The following is a 20,164-nucleotide window of genomic DNA, read 5'->3' on the forward strand; positions in this document are numbered from 1 at the left end:
TTACTTTTTAAGATTGTTTTTTATTGATTTTCAAAGGCTTAATGCGCTTTATCTATAAATTAATTCCATTCAGAATTTCTAAAATAATCTCACTACCTTGAATTATTTCGGCTTCAGAAATGGTTAATGGCGGCGTAATTCGTACGGCTTTAGGCTCAAAAAGTAGCCAAAAAAGAATCAATCCACGGTTTTGGGCTTCCATAACAAGCTTGTTTGTAATGGCTTCCGATTCCATAATTAGTGCCAGCATCAAACCTTTTCCTCGAACTTCCTTAATTAATGGATGTACCAAATATTTTCTGAAAAGCTTCTCCTTTACAAGCGTTTCAGACATTAAATTACTTTCAGTTATTTCCTTTAGAGTTGCTAAAGCAGAAGCTGCGATTACAGGATGACCTCCAAACGTTGTGATATGCCCTAATTTCGGGTTATCGCTTAGGAGATCCATTAATTCTTCAGAGGCTGTAAATGCTCCGATAGGCATGCCGCCACCCAGACCTTTTCCGCTAACCACAATATCCGGAATACAATCAAAATGCTCAAAACCAAACAGTTTACCGGTGCGGCCAATACCGGGTTGGATCTCATCTAAAATTAAAAGTGCTCCAACCGCTTCACAACGTGCTTTCACCTTTTTTAAATAATCATTTTCAGGCATTATAAAGCCGGCACCGCCTTGAATGGTTTCTAAAATGACGCCGGCTGTTTTTTCAGTGATCTCGGAAAGTTCATGCTCGTCATTGAAGCTTATGAATTTTACATCAGGAATTAATGGGCGATAAGCCCGTTTGCGTTCCTCATAACCCATAACACTCATGGCGCCCATGGTATTACCGTGGTACGCATGGTGTGCCGCGATGATCTCTCCTCTTCCGGTAGCACGTTTCGCAAGTTTTAAAGCGCCTTCAATAGCTTCAGTTCCCGAGTTCGTTAAATATGTTTTTGAAAGTGTTTTAGGTAAATAGTCTGCAAGTAATTTCGTTAGGGCCACAGCTGGTTCCTGGATATACTCTCCGTAAACCATAACATGAAGATAGCGATCCAATTGGTCTTTTATAGCCTGTACCACTTTTGGATGGCGATGCCCTAACGGACAAGCAGATACACCGGCCACAAAATCCAGATAGGCCTTTTGTTCACTATCAAAAATATAAGAACCTTCGGCATGTGAAATTTCCATAGCCAACGGGTGGGTGGTGGTTTGTGCCTGATATTTTAAAAAATCAGATTTCAAATCGGTAGATCTTTATTATTTAACAGGTTTTGGTTTTAACTTCTGCGGCGATTTTTTAACAGGGGCCGGTTTTGTTTTTAAAGAGTCGGGTATGTGTCTTGAGGCCTTCTGTTCTTCGTCATCAGGCGTATTACTCTCGTCATCTGCTTTTTGAATGCGGTCTAAAAGGGCTTCGTCAAAAAAGTCATCCTGAGGTACATAGTCATCCAAACCTTTTATTTTAGGCAATTCCAACGGTGGATCGTCCTTAAATAAATCGGCTACACTTTTGGGGCGTTCGTCTTCACGCCAATCAAATCCTTTAAAATATTTTTCTTTTTCTGGGAATTCGGTTTCCTTGTAAAGTGTTGCATCGATATTATTAAAACGGGTGTATTTTTGAATTTCGCCATCGGCAAATTCCATTTCAATACTCCCGGATTTTGATTTATCTATACCAATCAATTCCTGTTCTTCATTTCTTGAATAGAAGATCGATTCTGCATTCTTATTGATATAAACATCTTTTAAACGATTATCTTCATCAAACAAACCAATAAGTTTTAAACCTTTAATTTGATTATAACCATCTTCAGTTAAAGTGTCTTTTGCTATTACAAAAGCATTGTCATAAACTACTAAGGAATCCAGTTTTTTGACCTCCTGATTGGAAATGAGGTGAATGGTATCTCCGGTCATTTGATTTTCCAGATTCCATAAAATAGGACGTTTTTTAGTAGAAAAGGCATCTCCGCCGGAGGAAAAACGTTCCAGGTTAATCAATTCTGTTAATCCTGTTTCCTGATTCGAAATGATCGAATCCGCTTTAGCGCTAATATCCGATTTAAATAATTTAGCATTGTAATACGCTTTTGTAATGCGGTGATCCGGTTTTCCGGTAACCATGATCTTATCAGCATGGAGATAAATAGAATCCTTTTCCTGAACGGTAATTACCAAAGCCCGCTTGGTTATGAATAATGAGTCCTTTGCCTTGTATATTTCAGCATAATGCCCTTTAGCAATGGTATTATTTATGGTATCAGTAACTTTTATATTATTTGTTGAAGAGGCGAAACTTCGATTGTTATCAAAATAAAGGCTATCTCCTTCAATAATCTTATTGTTGTAATAGATTTTAGCCTTTTTCATGGCATAACCAATTTTCAATTCGGTATCGTAAAAACCTTTTTCACAATAGGTTTTGCTGTCTGGTGTCGTGATGGTTGACGGTCCGAAAACATAAGCATGACCTGTATCTGAATAATAATCAAAGAAATTGGATTTTATAGTGGCTTCATCATTTACCAGAACAACATTATTTTGGAATTTGTATTTCTTAGTTTCCATATAATACGTCCCAACTCTACTGGTAATAGTTCCCGAAGAATCCTTTACAACCTTACCGCCACTTTGGTAATACGATTGTTGTTTCGCACGATCAAAATACAAGGTATCTGTTTGAATTTCAGAAGTAGGGTCCGTTAAAACGACATCACCACTCGCAAAGGCTAGTTGGGTTTTTCCGCTATATTCAATGTATTTTGATCTTAAGTTAATGGTATCCCCTTGTTTTGCAAAAACATTACCGTAAGCTTCAACAAAATTCTCACCGCCGTAATAAATGGCTTTATCACACCAAATATCAATACTGCCTTGTGCCACATGAACTTGTTGCGACGCATCACGTGTTAAAATACGCGCTCCGGGATAATTAGCCTCATCGACATTTAAACGACCGGCATATTTAATTTCAATTTTCTTTTGTTCCTGCGCAGCGCTTAACTGTACTGCAGTGATCAAAATAAAAAAAAGTAGGAGATATTTGGGTTGTATTGAATTCAATGTATTGATGTTTGAGGCAAAAATAACGATTAATCTCTGGTTTGCGTATGTTGTAACAAAAAACGCTCCAAAATTATTTTTTGGAGCGTCAAAACTTTAAATGTTTTAACTTAATTATTTATACAATTCAGGGTTTTTCCGATATTTCTTCTTCTCTCTTTTACTAAATTCTTTTAGAAAAATAGTTTCATTACAATCAACGATGTAGTGCTCATGTTGTTTTAATTTTGTTTTTCCATTTGTGGTAATAAAATACGGTGTGAGGTATTCGGAATAACTTTTTTTATTTTCTAAATGATCCTCAATTTCGCGCTTCAATTGTGTGTAATGAATATTAAAGTATAACCTATAATCATCTTCACCTAGCATATCCAAAGTTCCAAGCTCGGTTTGGGGATAAACAGTTTGTCCTAATGTCACTAAAAATGAATTTTGTTTAAAACCTCTGTATGAAGCAAAAGTACCATCATCATGTTCTATTAGGATAGAATTCATATCGCTTTTAAAATCATATTTTAATGATTTGTCTGTTTTAAAATCATTAACAAGGTCAACAACAACACCTTTTCTCATAGCACAGACAGTATCAGGACTTTTTCTAAAAACAATATAGGATTTCCATTTTGAAGGTTTTTCAAAACCTAAATACGTGTTACCAATATTTGAACTCTCATTGATATCCACACCTTTATTCTTTTTAAAAGGTAGGCAATAGGTGAAAAGGCTATCTACTTTTGGTTCTGGATTACCTCTGAAATAATAGTATCCATAAGAAAATCCAATACCCTTTTCCGGGTTAATTGGCGTCAGTCTAAAAAGGTATCCTTTGCTATTACTAACCACGCGGCTAATTCCTGAATAACCTGAATTTTCTAGCTGATTAAATTCCAAACTTAAATAATAGCTTCCTGGCACTGATTTATTGTAATAAAACTCAACACTGTGATCGTCGTTCCTTTTGTATTCGATAGAAATAGTTTGGGTTTGAGATGTTACGGAGTGGCTCATTAAAAAAAATAGAGCCAACGGAATGGTACATAATAGATTTTTCATGTTTGTAGGTTTAATGGATTAAGGGATTTTAGGCTTAAATTATGGGTTTCAAATATAAAGAAAAAGACCGCTGATTAGCAGTCTTTTACAGATTTAAAAATGAATATTTAAAAAAACTATTTCTTTTCTCTAAAAATCGTTTGTTTACGATCCGGACCAACAGATACAATAGTAATTGGAATATCCAATTCTTGTTCTAAAAACCCAATATAGTCATTTAAGGCTACCGGTAGTTGTGAATCTTCCGTCATTCCCGTAAGATCGGCTTGCCAACCTTTAAATTCCGTGTAAATTGGTTCCACATTTTCGGGTTCAATATTGTATGGTAAATGCTTGATCACTTCACCACGATATTTATAGGCTGTACAAATTTTTAAGGTTTCAAAACCAGAAAGCACATCGCCTTTCATCATCATCAACTGCGTTACACCATTAACCTGGCAGGCATATTTTAGAGCTACAAGATCTAACCAACCACAACGTCGCGGGCGTCCGGTAGTGGCGCCAAATTCGTTTCCAACACGACCCATGGTTTCCCCATCTTCATCAAAAAGTTCGGTAGGGAAGGGTCCCGAACCAACGCGGGTGGTATAGGCTTTAAAAATTCCAAATACTTCACCTATATCGCCCGGTGCCACTCCTAATCCTGTGCAAGCTCCGGCAGCAGTGGTGTTACTTGAAGTGACAAACGGATAGGTTCCAAAGTCAATATCCAGTAAGGACCCTTGAGCGCCTTCAGCCAAAATGGATTTTCCTGATTTTTGAGCCTGGTAAATATATTCTTCAGAATCTATAAATTTTAATGACTTCAAAACGTCTATAGCCTTAAAGAATTCGGCTTCCAGTTCTGCTAAATTATATTGGATATCGACATCGTAGAACGCGATCATCGATTCGTGCTTATCTGCTAAAGCACGATATTTTTCTTTCCAGTCTTCCAGTTCCAGATCTCCAACCCGGATACCATTTCTACCGGTTTTATCCATATAGGTTGGTCCGATGCCCTTTAAGGTTGAACCAATTTTTGCTTTTCCTTTCGAAGCTTCACTAGCCGCGTCGAGCAAGCGATGGGTTGGCAATATGATATGTGCTTTACGCGAAATAAGTAATGATTTTTTATATTCTATGCCCTGATCTGCTAATTTGTCTAATTCACCTTTAAAGATCACAGGATCGATAACCACACCATTACCTACTAAATTAATAGCATCATCATGAAAAATTCCCGAAGGGATGGTATGTAAAACGTGTTTCTTTCCATTGAAAACAAGGGTGTGTCCTGCATTTGGTCCGCCTTGAAATCGGGCGATAATGTTATAGTTTTTTGTAAGTACGTCAACAATCTTTCCTTTGCCTTCGTCGCCCCATTGTAATCCTAGTAGTAAATCTACTGCCATTGTTAAAGTTAGTTATTTGGTTGATTTTCTATTTCCGTAAAAATAAAGTGAGTGGTTATTGATTTCAATATCGAAAACTTCTTCGATAGTTTTTTTTATCGACTGGATCCGTGGGTCACAAAACTCGATAACCTCGCCGGTATCTGTAAGTATTACATGATCATGTTGTCTGTCGAAATAAGACTTTTCGTAATGCGCCTGATTTTGTCCAAATTGATGCTTACGCACCAAACCACATTCCAGAAGTAATTCTATAGTATTGTAAAGTGTTGCACGAGATACGCGATACTTTTTATTTTTCATGCTGAGGTATAGTGACTCAATATCGAAATGTTCGTTATGATCGTAAATTTCTTGTAGGATAGCGTAACGTTCGGGTGTTTTTCTATGTCCGTTACTTTCTAAAAAGTTGGTGAAAACACTCTTTACGATCTCTTGATTGTTAGTATCTACCTTGTCACTCATAATTGCGTCGCAAATTTACACTTTTTTTACACTCGTGATACCTTATCAATACCATTAATTTTTTTCAATCTATCGATGAGTTTTTTAATAAGAGTATTGTTTTTAACAACCACATTTATTTTTCCTGAAAAAATACCGTCATCACTTTCAAAACTGATGCTTTTCATGTTAACATGCATATTTTCAGAGATCACCTTGGTAATGTCGTTTACGAGACCCAAATGATCGATACCCGTAAGTTTAATTTGTGCCGAGAATTCCTGTTGGGTGGAGTCTACCCACTTGGCCGGCATGATCCGGTAGGCATAGTTAGATTGTAAACTTAAAGCATTTGGGCAATTCTTTTTATGTACTTTGATACCTTCTGTTACCGTTAAAAACCCAAACACATCATCGCCGGGAATCGGGTTGCAACAGTTGGCTAATTTATAATCTAGTTTCTCTTCATCTTTACCAAAAACAAGAGAATCAAATTTGTTTGTAACTTCCTCACGTTCAATCTCTTCTTTGGTAGCTGTTTGTTTTCTTGAGATCTTGCTTTTGAAAAAACTCATCAACACATTACTTCGCGAAGAAGCAAATGCTTTCAGCATCGTGTTATCAATGGTTCCTAAACCAACGCGATAGAACAGATCCAAACTGGTCTTCAACTTAAAATAACTTACTAACTCATTTACTGAAGCCTCATTAAGGGTGATCTTTAACTGTCTCAGTTTTCTACGCAAAATCTCTTTTCCTTCCTCGCCAATACGTTTTTTATCCTCTTTTAAGGCTGATTTAATTTTACTTCGGGCACGCGCCGTTGTAGCATAATCCAGCCAGTTGGCATTGGGTTTTGCACTATCGGAAGTTAAAATATCCACCTGGTCGCCACTTTTTAATTCGTGACTCAAGGGAACCAGTTTTCCATTTACCTTGGCACCGCGGGTTTTCATACCTACTTCGGTGTGGATACTAAATGCAAAATCGAGAGCAGTAGCACCTTTTGGAAGCGATTTTAATTCCCCCGCAGGGGTAAAAACAAATATTTCTTTAGAATATAAATTGAGTTTGAACTGTTCTACGAAATCAACAGCACTGGTATGTGGATTTTCCAAAGCCTCCTGAAGCCGGTTGACCCAATTATCTAAACTGTCCTCTTTTTCGTGTTCCTGCTTGTATTTATAATGGGCAGCGTAACCTTTTTCAGCAATTTCATTCATCCGTTCACTTCGGATTTGCACTTCAACCCAGCGTCCTTTGGGTCCCATTACAGTAATATGCAAGGCTTCATATCCTGTTGATTTTGGTGACGATATCCAATCGCGTAAACGAATGGGGTTGGGTCTGAAGTGATCGGTGACTACGGAATAGATCTTCCAGGCCAAGAATTTCTCATTATTGGCATCACTACGGTAAATAATTCGGATGGCGAATTTATCGTAGACCTCATCAAAAGAAACACCTTGTTTCTGCATTTTTCTTCGGATGGAGAAAATGGATTTTGGGCGCCCTTTAATGGTATATTCGAGTTTTTCTTTATCCAGAGAGTTTTTAATAACCTTACTGAACTGTTCAATATACTTATCCTGCTCTTCCTTACTTTCTTTAATTTTATTCAGGATATCGAAATATACCTCCGGTTCGGTGTATTTTAAACCCAGATCCTCAAGTTCCGTTTTTATGTTATAAAGCCCGATGCGATGGGCGAGTGGCGCATAAATGTATAAGGTTTCCGAAGCGATCTTTATCTGTTTATCCGGCGCCATGGAATCCATGGTTTGCATATTGTGAAGACGGTCGGCAATTTTAATAATGATCACCCGGACGTCATCATTCAGAGTAAGCAACATTTTACGGAAGTTTTCTGCCTGAAGCGATACATCCATATCTTTTTCCTTACTCAAGGAAGAAATTTTAGTAAGACCATCAACAATAGTAGCAATGCTGTCGCCAAATTTTTGCTGAATGTCCTCAATGGTATAATCGGGACTATCTTCAACCACATCATGGAGCAGGGCAGCAGCTATAGAGGTAGCATCCAGACCAATTTCCTGAGCTACAATTTTGGCCACAGCCAGGGGATGGAAAATGTAGGCTTCACCCGATTTTCGTCTCTGGTTTTTATGGCCGTCCATGGCTACCTCAAAAGCACTACGAATCAATTTTTTATCTTCCTTGGTTAAAGTGGTATAACTCACTTTTAGAAGCTGTTTGTAGGCTTTCGTTATAGCGGCGTTTTCTTTTTCAATTTCTACAGCTGTCATAAAATAAAAATAGCACAAAGAATAGAAACAACCAACAATAGGCTGAATTTAATAGGATTTTTTAAAGCTTTTGTTGCGATAAGAATTCGATAAGCTTTTTTGTAGCCTTTCCGCGGTGTCCGATATGGTTTTTTAACTCCAGATCCATTTCGGCAAAAGTTTCTTCAAAGCCATCCGGTTTAAATATAGGGTCGTAACCAAAACCACCATCCCCAAATTTTTCTTTGGTTATTTTTCCTTTACAAATACCCGTAAATGTTGAGGTATGATCATTTACCATTAAAGCGATAACGGTTTTGAATTGCGCCGATCGATCATTTTTTCCGCTTAAAGCGGAAAGTAACTTTTTCATATTCGCTTCAGGATCTTTGGCTTTACCGGCATATCGCGCGGAATAAACACCGGGAGCCCCATTTAAAGCCGAAACTTCCAAACCGGTATCATCTGCGAAACAATTATAGCCATAATTTTTTTTCACATATTGTGCTTTTTGTATCGCATTACCTCCAATTGTATCCTGAGTCTCGGGGATATCTTCAAAACAGCCGATATCTTCAAGACTTAGAAGTTTAATATTGTTTGGGATCAATTTCTGAACCTCTTTGATTTTATTTTTGTTATTCGTTGCAAAAACGAGTTCCATCACATTTTTATTTAAAGATGTAAAATTAAGGGATTAAAATAAATTAAATGACATTCAAAAATTATGTATATTTAGACAGCTTCAACTCTCGTAAAAAACTAAAAGACAATCCACTAAACTAAACGAATCATATGAAATCATCACTTTTTTTAGGCCTGCTATTGCTGTTTTTTTCCTGTAAGGAGCAGGAAAAACACGATTATCTTGGGGTAGTCCATTTGGATGTTACCGGAAATGACGCTGCAAAGAAACATTTTGAAAAAGGGCTGTTATTACTTCATAGTTTCGAATATCAGGATGCGCGCGAAGCTTTTCTTGAGGCTCAGGCTGCCGATCCATCCATGCCTATGGCGTATTGGGGTGAAGCTATGACTTACAATCACAGCTTGTGGAGTGAACAAGATTATGACGCCGGGCTTGCGACTTTAGAAAAGTTGAAAAATATAAATGTGCCAACTTCATTGAATTCTTTAGAGTCTGATCTGATCAAAGGTCTGGATCTTCTTTATCAGCCTAAAACGGCTAAAAATGATCGCGATGTAGCGTATAAAGATTACATGAAAATCTTGCATGATAAATATCCTTCAAACCATGAGGTGGCAGCGTTCTATGCCTTATCATTATTAGGCTCGGTGGCCGAAGGGCGTAATGATTCCATTTATGGAATGGGGGCAAAAATAGCCCAAGGTATTTTAAAGGAAAACGCCCAACATCCGGGTGCTTTGCATTATCTGATTCACTCGTATGACGATCCGCAACACGCCTTTATGGCCCTGGATGCAGCTGATGCTTATGCTCAAGTGGCTCCTGATGCCAGTCATGCTTTGCATATGCCTTCGCATATATACGTTGCTTTGGGTATGTGGGATAAGGTTGTACAATCGAACATCGATTCTTATCAGGCAAGTTTGCACCGCATGGAAGCTAAGAATTTAGATAATAACGCCAGAGGTTACCATGCGTATCATTGGTTGGAGTATGGATATCTTCAAAAAAATCAGGTAGAAGAGGCTGAAAAAATGGTTTACGATATGCAGAAGTATTGCTCAGAAACGCCTTCCGGCGTAGCACGTGTGCATTTAATGTTTTTAAAGGGTACATTTTTAGCAGAAACTGATCTGTGGGATCACGATATTGCTTCAATTCCTGTTGATGTTTCCGGGTTGAATATTGGAGTTCGTGCTCAAAACTATTTTATAGAGGGTATGCGGGCTTTTAAAACGGATAAGGTTGAAGACCTGAAAATTGCCATAGATTCTCTATCATACGAAATTAAAAAAGAATCGCTACTTGCTGATAACCTAAGTAAGGGATTTGCTGTATGTTCTTCAGCGTCGCGCTCGCTTCCAACACAATCTGATGTTAACGAAGCTAAAATTATGCTCCTGCAATTACAGGGTTTGCAAGCCTGGCAGGAAAACGATCCGGAACAGGCCGAAGCCCATTTTAAAAATTCGGTGACGCTCCATGAGCAAATGAGTTACAGTTATGGTCCGCCTTTCATACAAAAACCGCCGATGGAATTCTATGCCGAATTTTTAATGGAACAAAACCGTCCGGCGGAGGCGTTGGAACTTTATCAAAAAGCTCTAAAACGAGGAACTAAACGGTTATTGCCTTTACGAGGAATAAACGAGGCAGCCATAATGCTTGGCGATAATAACCTTATTGCCTCATCTTTGGAAGATTTGCAAAATATTTAAGTTTAATTCATGGATTTTAAATCACCACTTGAGGCTTTTTTATACTGGGAAAAGAAAACCCCGGATCAGGTATTTTTGAATCAACCTATATATGGTAAAATACTTCAATATACCTATAAAAAGGCCGGTGAAGAAGCAAGAAAAATAGCAAGTGGTTTACGTGCCCTGGGATTACCTGAAAGCAGTCATATTGCATTACTTTCAAAAAACTGTGCACATTGGCACATGAGCGATCTGGCTATCCAAATGGCAGGTTACGTTTCGGTTCCAATTTATCCAACCCTGACAGCAGATGGTGTTCAATTAATTTTAGACCATAGTGATGCCAAAGCAATTATTGTTGGTAAGCTTGATAGTTATGAAGCTCAAAAAGCAGGAATAAAAAATATGCCAATTTTGAGTATAGGGATGTATGGGGTCGAAGAAAAAAATACCTGGGAATCCTGGCTGAAGGCCTATGAACCTATGGTGCCTTTTGAAAGAGATCCCATTGATTTATTTACCATAATTTATACGTCAGGAACAACCGGAATGCCAAAAGGTGTGATGCATTCCAGTTATAACTTTGTTTTCTGCAACAAAATTTTCATTAAAAAACTATTGGCGCCGGATCATTTTCGGTTTTTTTCGTACTTGCCGCTGGCCCACGTTGCAGAACGACTTATTGCCACCTTGTGTATTTGCAAAGGAGCAGAAGTTTTTTTCCCGGAATCACTTGATACATTTGCTTCCGACCTTAAAAAAGCAAAACCACATTTGTTTTTTGCTGTGCCCCGTATTTATGCGAAATTTCAAGAGAAAATATTAGAAAAGATTCCACAAAAGCGTCTTGATCTGTTGCTGAAAATTCCTGTTTTAAATATGATCCTAAAGAAAACGCTTCAGAAGAATTTAGGAATGGGATCAGCTCTTATTATAGGCTCAGCGGCTGCACCTATATCTGTAGATCTGATTCATTGGTATCAAAAGATAGGCGTTACTATTTTACAACTTTATGGTATGACAGAAGATTGTTCTTTGTCGCATGCCAATACGCATGAAGAGAATAAGGTTGGTACTGTGGGTAAAGCGCATGAGGAAGTGTCAGTAAAACTTTCCGCCGAAGGCGAAATTTTAATTAAGAATGATTGTATGATGCTGGGATATTATAAAAACCCGGAATTAACTGCTTCGGTTTTTGAGGATGGTTATTTTAAAACCGGGGATACCGGGGAGTATGATCACGAAGGGTATCTTACGATCACGGGTCGGGTTAAAGATCAATTTAAAACGGATAAGGGAAAATATATTATTCCTGCACCTATAGAATTAGCTTTAAGTGCAAACGAAAATATCGGACAAATTTGTTTGGTAGGCACAGGGATTCCGCAGCCTATTGCTCTCATTACTTTATCTGAAGTAGGGCGGACTAAAACAAAAAAAGCTTTAGCTGAAAGTTTGATGGCCACCGTAAGAGCATTAAACCCTAAATTAGAAAAACATGAACGGGTTGAAAAGGTCGTGATCATGAAAGAAGAATGGACGCCTGACAATAATTTAACTACCCCAACACTCAAGGTAAAACGCAATGCCATTGAAAAAATTCATAAACCCTATTATTACAGATGGTTCGCGATGGAGGACAAAGTGATTTTTGAAGCCGAACTAATATAAAAATCCGGCATTTTTATGATTTATGTTAGGTGTAGCTCCATTAAAAACCTGTATATTAGTCTAAGATATAAATAATAAAAACAGATAAAAAATGACAGTAAACTTTCAATATGTCGATATGGATGTAAGTGAAACATTATCAGCATTTACTGAGGAGAAATTAGAAAAATTATTTAATAGATATGAGTTTTTGATCAGTGCCACAGTGCATTTTAAACAAGAAGGTAGTGATCATGAGGCTGGTAAAATTTGTAATATAGAATTGAGTTTACCCGGCCCTCGAATTTTTGCAACTTCGAACACGCACAATTATGAAGTCTCTGTTCGTGATACCATTAGTGATCTGGAACGCCAGTTAAAAAAACGCAAGCACGTTTATAATACACACTAATCATCATTGATGGTGGTAGGGTTCATTTCTCAAAATTGTGAATCCCCGGTATAACTGTTCAACAAAAAATAAACGAACCATTTGATGGGAAAAGGTCATTTTAGATAATGACAGTTTCCCATTACTTTTTTGATATATTTCATCTGAAAATCCATACGGTCCGCCAATAACAAATATCAGGCGTTTTACTCCGGAATTCATGTGTTTCTGTAGATACTCTGAAAATTGTACAGATGTGAATTGTTTTCCTTTTTCATCAAGTAAAATAACAACATCACCCGGATTTATTTTCTTTAAAATCAGTTCTCCCTCTTTTTGTTTCTGCAACGTTTCCGTGAGTTTTTTTGCATTTTTTACATCCGGAATAATATCCAGATCAAACTTGATGTAATACTTTAAGCGATCCTGGTAAAGTGATATTAATTCTTGAAGTTGGGGATTATCCGTTTTTCCTATGGTGATGAGTGTGATAGTCATAATCGCAAAATTACTATTTACTATTTATGAAAGCTTTATTTCAGAAGTAAAAAAAATATAAAATTCGTAATTGTAAATCAATGTTAAGTAAATCAATTTCTTATTTTTGTTTCAGAAACCAGTTCAATATGATTACTCAAGAACAGTTTGACAACGAGGTCAAAATGATTATAGCCAATGCCATACGGGAAGATGTGGGAGATGGCGACCATAGTTCTTTAGCTTGCATTCCTGCCACCGCTCGTGGTAGAGCCAAGATTTTGGTAAAGGATAAGGGGATTATCGGCGGTGTTAACTTTGCCAAAAAGGTATTCGCCTATGTAGACAAGAATCTTCGGCTGGATGTAAAGATCGAAGATGGATCCGAAGTGACTTTTGGCGACGTTGTAATGTACATTGAAGGCCCTTCGCAGTCTATTCTAAAAGCAGAGCGCACTGTTCTTAATGCTATGCAACGGATGAGTGCTATTGCTACAAAAACGAGAACTTTTGTAGATTTGATTAAAGGTACTAAAACCAAAATATTAGACACCCGAAAAACGACACCCGGCATTCGCGTACTGGAAAAATGGGCCGTTAAAATTGGTGGTGGTGAAAACCATCGTTTTGCGCTTTATGATATGATCATGCTAAAGGATAATCATATTGATTTTGCAGGCGGAATCACCAAAGCCATAGAAATGACCAAAGATTATTTGCGAGAAACCGGAAAGGATCTTTTGATTATGGTTGAGGCTCGTGATCTGGTTGAGGTTGAAGAAATTCTAAAAAACGAAGGCGTATATAGAATCCTGCTAGATAACTTCGATTTTGAAGATACTTTAAAGGCCGTTAAGCTGATTAATGGTAAATGTCTCATTGAATCGTCAGGAAATATTAATGAAGCCACCGTACGACACTACGCCGAATGTGGTGTAAACTACATTTCCTGTGGAGCCTTAACACACTCTGTTCACAACATGGACATTAGCTTGAAAGCTATAAAGTAATTCTTGTAATAGTTTTAGCAAACGAAATTTGATAACTTTGCTTTTAACTAAGAAAAGTATTGCCATTAATGACCAAAGCCGTTGAAGATAGACTTGAAAAAATTCCTGTAATCAATATCATTGTGAGGTTTTTGAAGAAAGTGAAACTTCCGGGTTTGGAAGGACTTTCATTTTACGACCTTTTCGAACTTTACATTACCGGCATTGTTAAAGGTGCTTTAACAACCCGAGCAAGTGCGATTGCCTTTAGCTTTTTCACTGCATTATTTCCTTTTTTGTTGTTTATTCTGATCGTGATTCCATACATCCCGATTCAAAATTTTAAAGTAGAATTCCAAACGTTTTTGCAGTCGTTTTTACCACCAACAACTTCAGACTTCTTCTTCAACAATATTTTTGAAAATATTGATCAATCACAACAGGCAGGCTTATTATCCGGAGTTTTTATCTTATCGATAATTTTGATGGCCAATGGTGTGAACGCCATTTTTTCTGGGTTTGAAAATTCCTATCACGACCAGCTCTCTCGCAGTGTATTGAGACAGTATTTATACGCTTTAGGAATTGCCTTGATCCTGGCCTTTTTACTCATTCTTACCATTGCTGTTCTTGGATATTTTCAAATCTATGTGCTAGATGAAGTATTTAATGTTCTCGATAAGCGCGGCTATCAGATCAGTACTCAGAGTACGGTTTGGCCTGATGTGGTGAAATACGTCTTTTTTGTAGTCATGATCTACATTGCCACTTCAACCTTATATTATTTTGGCACCCGGGAAGGGCGAAAATCCAAATTCTTTTCTGTGGGTGCTTTATTTACGACGTTTCTCATTGTTGTAACCTCTTATTTATTTGGAGTTTACATCGAGAATTTTGCCCAATACAATAAACTTTACGGCTCTATTGGTGCCCTTTTAATTTTGCTTTTTTATTTATGGCTGAATTCTAATGTGTTACTACTTGGCTATGAATTGAACATATCCATTTATAAACTTCGAAACAGGAAATAGAGCATGTTATATTTTATTGATGTTATTATTCCTGTGCCGCTTCAAAAGTTATTCACGTACCGTATTACTTCAGCGGAAGCAGAATTTCTAAAACCCGGTATGCGGGTTGCTGTACCTTTTGGCAAGACCAAAATTTACACAGGTATCGTACATCATATTCACAACCATGCACCAACGGCTTACGACGCTAAGGATATTGAGCAAATTCTTGATGAGAAACCGGTGGTGAATGCCTGGCAATTAAAACTCTGGCAGTGGATTGCAGATTATTATATGTGCACGCTGGGCGATGTTATGCGGGCGGCCTTACCAAGTGGTTTTATTTTAGAAAGTGAGACCATCATTGTAAAAAATGCTTCGAAAGAAATTAAAGATACCGATCTGGAGGATGATGAATTTTTAATTTATGAAGCATTGCACCATCAATCGTCACTCAAAATTCAGGATATTTCGAATATTCTGGATAAAAAACAGGTGCTCTCGGTTCTTAACCGTTTGATCGAAAAAGATGCGATTACGATTCAGGAGGATATTTATGAAACCTATAAGCCAAAATTAGTTCGCTATGTGAAACTTCATAAAAATCATAATTCTGAAGTACAATTGCACAAACTACTGGATGAGTTAAGCCGCGCTCCAAAGCAACGCGAGGTGGTGCTGACCTTATTTTCATTGTCGGCTCAGACCAAAAAGCCTGTAAAAGTCACTGATTTGTCTAAGGCCAGTGATGCCTCTTCAACCATAATTAAAACTCTTATCGATAAGGATATTTTAGAAGAATATTTCATTCAAACGGATAGAATACAATACGACGGGGAAGACAATGAAGACTCAAAAACCTTAAATGAATATCAAGCCACAGCTTTAGAAGAAATAAGATCTTCAAATGAAAAACATGATGTTACTTTACTTCATGGGGTGACGTCTTCGGGTAAAACAGAGATCTACGTTAAACTCATTGAAGAGACTTTAAAAAAAGGGAAACAGGTTTTGTATTTACTTCCTGAAATTGCCTTAACTACACAACTTATCACGCGTTTACAGGATTATTTTGGAGAACAAGTAGCTGTGTATCATTCGAAATACTCGACACATGAAAGGGTGGAGGTTTACAATAATATTCTGGAAAATAAAACCAAGGCAAAAATTGTATTAGGCGCCCGTTCTGCCGTACTATTACCTTTCAGTAAGTTGGGATTGATTATTATAGATGAAGAACACGAACAATCTTTCAAACAATTCGATCCGGCGCCTCGGTACCATGCCCGTGATACCGCTATCGTGCTGGCCTCCTTTTTCAATGCGAAAACCTTGTTGGGTTCGGCGACGCCAAGTTTAGAGAGTTATTACAATACACAACAAAATAAATATGGTCTTGTAGAACTGAATTACCGATATAATAATGTGTTAATGCCGGATATTGCGCTGGTAGATTTGAGAGACAAGTATAAACGCAAGCGGATGAAAGGTCATTTCAGTGACACACTCATCGAGGAAATGACGGAAACGCTTAAGGAAGGTTTTCAGGTTATTTTGTTTCAGAACCGTAGAGGATATTCTCCAATTATAACCTGCCAAACCTGTGGCCACTCACCACAATGTCCAAATTGTGATGTGAGCTTAACGTATCATCAATACAGAAATCAATTACGCTGTCATTATTGTGGTTATTCCATGGCCATGCAAATGAAGTGTATGGCTTGTGGTAGTCCGGATTTGGATAACAAAGGTTTTGGAACGGAGCAAATTGAAGCTGAGGTAAAACAGTTATTCCCTGATTTTAAAGTAGGCCGAATGGATCTGGATACCACGCGCGGGAAACACGGTTATGAAAAGATTATTACGGCTCTGGAACAACAGGAGATCGATATTTTAGTTGGAACACAAATGGTCACGAAAGGACTTGATTTCAGACATGTGAAATTAGTAGGCGTTTTAAATGCGGATAACATGCTGAATTTCCCTGATTTTAGGGCGCATGAACGCAGTTTTCAATTGTTGCTTCAGGTTTCGGGTAGGGCAGGGCGCACCAAGGAACGCGGTAAAGTTTTAATCCAGACCTACAACCCCTATCATACGATATTGCAGCAGGTATCCACCAATAATTATATCGGGATGTATCAGGAACAAATGGACGAGCGTTTTACCTTTAAGTATCCACCTGTTTATCGGCAGATCAAAATTACCCTTAAACACAAGGATTACAGTAAGGTGGAAACCGGAGCTATCTGGTATGCAAAATCCTTGAGGCAAATTTTTGGCGACTTCGTGTTAGGACCAGAATCTCCGGTAATTTCCAGAATTCGTAACCAGTATCACAAAAATATTTTGGTCAAGATTCCTAAAAAGCAATCATTACAAAAAACTAAAGAAGCCATTATTAAAATTAATAACAGCTTCTTAAGTATAAAAGATTTTCGGGTGGTTAAAGTAAATTTAAATGTCGATAACTTCTAAATGTTATTTAACGCATCAACTAATTGGGTCTTTTTATTTCTACTTAGTGGAATTTCGTATGCCCCCACTTCCACGTTTTTACTATTAAATCGGTCGATTTTGTCCAAATTCACAATGTAGGATTTGTGAATTCTTAAAAATTTTCCTGCAGGTAGTTCTGCTTCAAAAGATTTCATTGTAGATAAAACGACTAAGCTATTTTCTTCAGTAACTAATTTTACGTAGTCACCAAGAGCTTCGATCCATTTAATATCTTTAATGTACACTTTACGTTTTTTAAGATTACTTTTCACAAAAATGTGTTCTCCATCTTCTTCACTGTGGTCCAGTGTTAAGCGATGTTGTTCTAAAGCTTTCTCTACAGAAATGTTAAAGCGTTCTTTTGTAATGGGTTTGTGTAAGTAATCGGTAGCATCATAATTAAATGCTTTAAAAGCATATTCTGTTTTACCGGTTACAAAAATAATTTGAGGTTTTTTGTTTAATACGTCTAAAAGCTCAAAGCCATTTAAAACAGGCATTTCAATATCAAGGAAGATAAGGTCGACCTGGTGCGTATTTAAACCATTTTTTGTCTCTAGCGCGCTGCTGTACTCAGCAATTAGATTCAGAGCGGGGTGATTCTCCACTAATTTAACGATTGACAGCCTTTGGATCGCTGAGTCGTCTACTACTACACAGTTTAAAGTCATAACATTTTATATTATTTCGGTTAAGATATCGACAATAGTACAAAAAATTACGTTAAAAACCAAAAAACATCGGTAAACTGTAGTTTTTAACAAAATTTTAACAAAACTTAGATTTGGAATTTTGTCCCTCGATTTTGTTGTGTAATATACAGAAAATAGTTATTTTTGCAGCCAATTTTTAACAATAAATTCAATTTTTATGAATCATTATGAAACTGTTTTCATCTTAAATCCCGTTTTATCTGAAGATCAGATAAAGGAAACAGTTAAGAAATACGAAGATTTTCTTGTTTCTAACGGCGCTAAGATGATAGCTAAAGAAGATTGGGGACTAAAAAAATTAGCCTACCCAATCCAGAACAAAAAAAGTGGTTTTTACCACTTGTTTGAGTACACTGTACCAGGAGAGGTGATTGGAGCCTTAGAATTAGAGTTCAGACGTGATGAGCGATTCATGCGTTATTTAACTGTAGCGTTAGATAAACATGCCATCGCCTGGGCCGAGAGACGAAGAGAAAAACTTAAAGCAAAAGCGTAATTATGGCAACGACAACATCTATTGAACAACAGTCTAAAGGAAAAAAAGACGGAGAGATCAGATATTTAACCCCGTTGAATATTGAAACAAGCAAACAAAAAAAGTATTGCCGTTTCAAAAAATCAGGAATTAAATATGTGGATTATAAAGATCCTGATTTCTTATTGAAGTTTGTAAACGAACAAGGTAAAATTTTACCAAGACGTTTAACAGGAACCTCTTTAAAGTATCAAAGAAAAGTATCTGTTGCTGTAAAAAGAGCAAGACACTTAGCCTTGATGCCATACGTAGCAGATTTATTAAAATAAAATACCAATAACAATGGAACTTATATTAAAACAAGACGTTGAAAATTTAGGATTTAAAGACGATGTTGTAACAGTTAAGAACGGTTATGGTAGAAACTTTTTAATTCCACAAGGGCAAGCTGTGTTAGCAACGCCTTCTGCTAAAAAAGTATTGGCAGAGAACTTAAAGCAACGCGCTTATAAAGAGAAAAAGATTATTGAAGACGCAAACAAAACTGCTGAAGCTATAAAAGGATTGGATATTAAAATTGCTGCAAAAGCCACTGAAGGTGCTTCTGCCGGTGATAAATTATTCGGTTCGGTTACTAAAGCAGATCTAGTAGAGGCTTTCGAAAAAGAAGGACATACTGTTGATAAGAAGTTTGTATCCATTACCGGAGGAAATATCAAACGTTTAGGGCAATATAATGCCGTGATCCGTTTACACAGAGAAGTGGTTTTTGATTTCCCATTTGAGGTTATTGCACAGTCTTAATAAAAAAACAAATAGTAAAAAAGCCTCAACCCATGTTGAGGCTTTTTTTATAATCAAATTTTTAGAGGGATTTTTATGAAATACAGACGATTAACAAAAGAACAATTTGAAGAATTACACCAGGAATTCATCAACTTTTTAGCTACGCAACAGGTGACTGCCGATGAATGGGAAAATCTTAAAAAGAATAAACCTGAATTGGCCGAAACCGAATTAGATGTTTTTAGTGACCTGATCTGGGAAGGTGTACTGAACAAGGCTGAGTATCTTGAACACATCGCACCACAACATTTGTATTTGTTTCATTTAGATGAAGAAGAAATGCACGCTATCGTTCTGAACATAAAAAATGACGCAGTTGATATTACTACAGAAGAAGGTTACAACTGGCTTCGTGACAATTTAATGGACGAAAGCGTGGAGTTCTTACAAGCCGATAAACCATACACAGAAGACAAAAACCTTGATAAATTCAAAATGATAGAACAAGGCGCGGTCATTACCAAGGGAGAATTATATGCTTATTTTGATAAATTGATCAATTAGAGTTCTCATTCTTAAAAAAAGCGAAACCCAAATCAAATGAAAGACTTATTTTTGTTTCAGTAA

19 protein-coding genes are annotated in these 20,164 nt (G+C 37.1%); 10 read left to right on the forward strand and 9 right to left on the reverse strand.

The genetic code is table 11. The features are described 5' to 3' along the window. Nucleotides 1-52: 52 nt before the first annotated feature. The 7 genes from ABD682_RS10300 to ABD682_RS10330 form a co-directional block, all read right to left on the reverse strand. Nucleotides 53-1,234: an aspartate aminotransferase family protein gene (locus ABD682_RS10300; RefSeq protein WP_344741225.1), complete on the reverse strand. Its 1,182-nt coding sequence runs from the start codon at nucleotides 1,232-1,234 to the stop codon at nucleotides 53-55. Between the two features lie 15 nt (nucleotides 1,235-1,249). After that, nucleotides 1,250-3,058, reverse strand: a complete 1,809-nt coding sequence (locus ABD682_RS10305) for an OstA-like protein (protein WP_344741226.1) — start codon at nucleotides 3,056-3,058, stop codon at nucleotides 1,250-1,252. 114 nt (nucleotides 3,059-3,172) lie between these two features. Beyond that, nucleotides 3,173-4,111 carry a hypothetical protein gene (locus ABD682_RS10310; RefSeq protein WP_344741228.1) on the reverse strand — a complete coding sequence of 313 codons (939 nt, stop codon included), beginning with the start codon at nucleotides 4,109-4,111 and terminating at the stop codon, nucleotides 3,173-3,175. 116 nt (nucleotides 4,112-4,227) lie between these two features. Continuing rightward, the gene (locus ABD682_RS10315) at nucleotides 4,228-5,508 is read right to left on the reverse strand and encodes an adenylosuccinate synthase (RefSeq protein WP_344741230.1); all 1,281 of its coding nucleotides are present in this window, start codon (nucleotides 5,506-5,508) and stop codon (nucleotides 4,228-4,230) included. A gap of 12 nt (nucleotides 5,509-5,520) precedes the next feature. After that, on the reverse strand, nucleotides 5,521-5,973 hold the full coding sequence (locus tag ABD682_RS10320) for a Fur family transcriptional regulator (RefSeq protein ID WP_344741232.1): 453 nt from the start codon (nucleotides 5,971-5,973) through the stop codon (nucleotides 5,521-5,523). 26 nt (nucleotides 5,974-5,999) lie between these two features. After that, a complete protein-coding gene (locus tag ABD682_RS10325; RefSeq protein ID WP_344741233.1) occupies nucleotides 6,000-8,219 on the reverse strand; it encodes a RelA/SpoT family protein in 2,220 nt (739 codons plus the stop codon). Nucleotides 8,220-8,280: 61 nt separating this feature from the next. Beyond that, entirely contained in the window at nucleotides 8,281-8,862 is a 582-nt protein-coding gene (locus ABD682_RS10330; RefSeq protein ID WP_344741234.1) for a non-canonical purine NTP diphosphatase, read from the reverse strand. Nucleotides 8,863-8,993: 131 nt separating this feature from the next. Between ABD682_RS10330 and ABD682_RS10335 the strand changes: the two genes are divergently transcribed. The 3 genes from ABD682_RS10335 (at nucleotide 8,994) to hpf (ending at nucleotide 12,609) form a co-directional block, all read left to right on the forward strand. Then, the gene (locus tag ABD682_RS10335; protein ID WP_344741235.1) at nucleotides 8,994-10,565 is read left to right on the forward strand and encodes a tetratricopeptide repeat protein; all 1,572 of its coding nucleotides are present in this window, start codon (nucleotides 8,994-8,996) and stop codon (nucleotides 10,563-10,565) included. Nucleotides 10,566-10,574: 9 nt separating this feature from the next. Continuing rightward, nucleotides 10,575-12,218 carry an AMP-binding protein gene (locus tag ABD682_RS10340; RefSeq protein ID WP_344741237.1) on the forward strand — a complete coding sequence of 548 codons (1,644 nt, stop codon included), beginning with the start codon at nucleotides 10,575-10,577 and terminating at the stop codon, nucleotides 12,216-12,218. Between the two features lie 91 nt (nucleotides 12,219-12,309). After that, the gene (hpf, locus tag ABD682_RS10345) at nucleotides 12,310-12,609 is read left to right on the forward strand and encodes a ribosome hibernation-promoting factor, HPF/YfiA family (protein ID WP_344741239.1); all 300 of its coding nucleotides are present in this window, start codon (nucleotides 12,310-12,312) and stop codon (nucleotides 12,607-12,609) included. A gap of 3 nt (nucleotides 12,610-12,612) precedes the next feature. Here the strand turns inward: hpf and rlmH are convergent, their stop codons facing one another. Next, complete coding sequence (rlmH, locus tag ABD682_RS10350; RefSeq protein WP_344741241.1) at nucleotides 12,613-13,086, reverse strand: 23S rRNA (pseudouridine(1915)-N(3))-methyltransferase RlmH; 474 nt, start codon at nucleotides 13,084-13,086, stop codon at nucleotides 12,613-12,615. 128 nt (nucleotides 13,087-13,214) lie between these two features. On the opposite strand from rlmH, the gene nadC reads away from it, so the two are divergent. From nadC to priA, 3 genes are all read left to right on the forward strand, one after another. Continuing rightward, on the forward strand, nucleotides 13,215-14,075 hold the full coding sequence (gene nadC / locus ABD682_RS10355) for a carboxylating nicotinate-nucleotide diphosphorylase (RefSeq protein WP_344741242.1): 861 nt from the start codon (nucleotides 13,215-13,217) through the stop codon (nucleotides 14,073-14,075). Between the two features lie 68 nt (nucleotides 14,076-14,143). Further along, on the forward strand, nucleotides 14,144-15,085 hold the full coding sequence (locus ABD682_RS10360; protein ID WP_344741243.1) for a YihY/virulence factor BrkB family protein: 942 nt from the start codon (nucleotides 14,144-14,146) through the stop codon (nucleotides 15,083-15,085). A 3-nt stretch (nucleotides 15,086-15,088) separates the two neighbouring features. Continuing rightward, nucleotides 15,089-17,542 carry a replication restart helicase PriA gene (priA, locus tag ABD682_RS10365; protein WP_344741245.1) on the forward strand — a complete coding sequence of 818 codons (2,454 nt, stop codon included), beginning with the start codon at nucleotides 15,089-15,091 and terminating at the stop codon, nucleotides 17,540-17,542. Here the strand turns inward: priA and ABD682_RS10370 are convergent. Continuing rightward, the gene (locus ABD682_RS10370; RefSeq protein ID WP_344741248.1) at nucleotides 17,539-18,234 is read right to left on the reverse strand and encodes a LytR/AlgR family response regulator transcription factor; all 696 of its coding nucleotides are present in this window, start codon (nucleotides 18,232-18,234) and stop codon (nucleotides 17,539-17,541) included. The two genes, priA and ABD682_RS10370, sit on opposite strands and share 4 nt — an antisense overlap. A gap of 199 nt (nucleotides 18,235-18,433) precedes the next feature. On the opposite strand from ABD682_RS10370, the gene rpsF reads away from it, so the two are divergent. The 4 genes from rpsF to ABD682_RS10390 all read left to right on the forward strand — a co-directional run bounded on the left by rpsF (nucleotide 18,434) and on the right by ABD682_RS10390 (nucleotide 20,101). Then, complete coding sequence (gene rpsF, locus ABD682_RS10375) at nucleotides 18,434-18,772, forward strand: 30S ribosomal protein S6 (protein WP_344741250.1); 339 nt, start codon at nucleotides 18,434-18,436, stop codon at nucleotides 18,770-18,772. Between the two features lie 2 nt (nucleotides 18,773-18,774). Next, nucleotides 18,775-19,080 carry a 30S ribosomal protein S18 gene (gene rpsR / locus ABD682_RS10380; protein WP_344741251.1) on the forward strand — a complete coding sequence of 102 codons (306 nt, stop codon included), beginning with the start codon at nucleotides 18,775-18,777 and terminating at the stop codon, nucleotides 19,078-19,080. 13 nt (nucleotides 19,081-19,093) lie between these two features. Beyond that, nucleotides 19,094-19,555, forward strand: a complete 462-nt coding sequence (gene rplI / locus ABD682_RS10385) for a 50S ribosomal protein L9 (RefSeq protein WP_344741252.1) — start codon at nucleotides 19,094-19,096, stop codon at nucleotides 19,553-19,555. A 75-nt stretch (nucleotides 19,556-19,630) separates the two neighbouring features. After that, the gene (locus ABD682_RS10390; protein WP_344741253.1) at nucleotides 19,631-20,101 is read left to right on the forward strand and encodes a DUF6495 family protein; all 471 of its coding nucleotides are present in this window, start codon (nucleotides 19,631-19,633) and stop codon (nucleotides 20,099-20,101) included. Nucleotides 20,102-20,164: the final 63 nt, after the last annotated feature.

The sequence above is a fragment of the Gaetbulibacter aestuarii genome, assembly GCF_039537665.1.
Taxonomy (GTDB): domain Bacteria; phylum Bacteroidota; class Bacteroidia; order Flavobacteriales; family Flavobacteriaceae; genus Gaetbulibacter_A; species Gaetbulibacter_A aestuarii.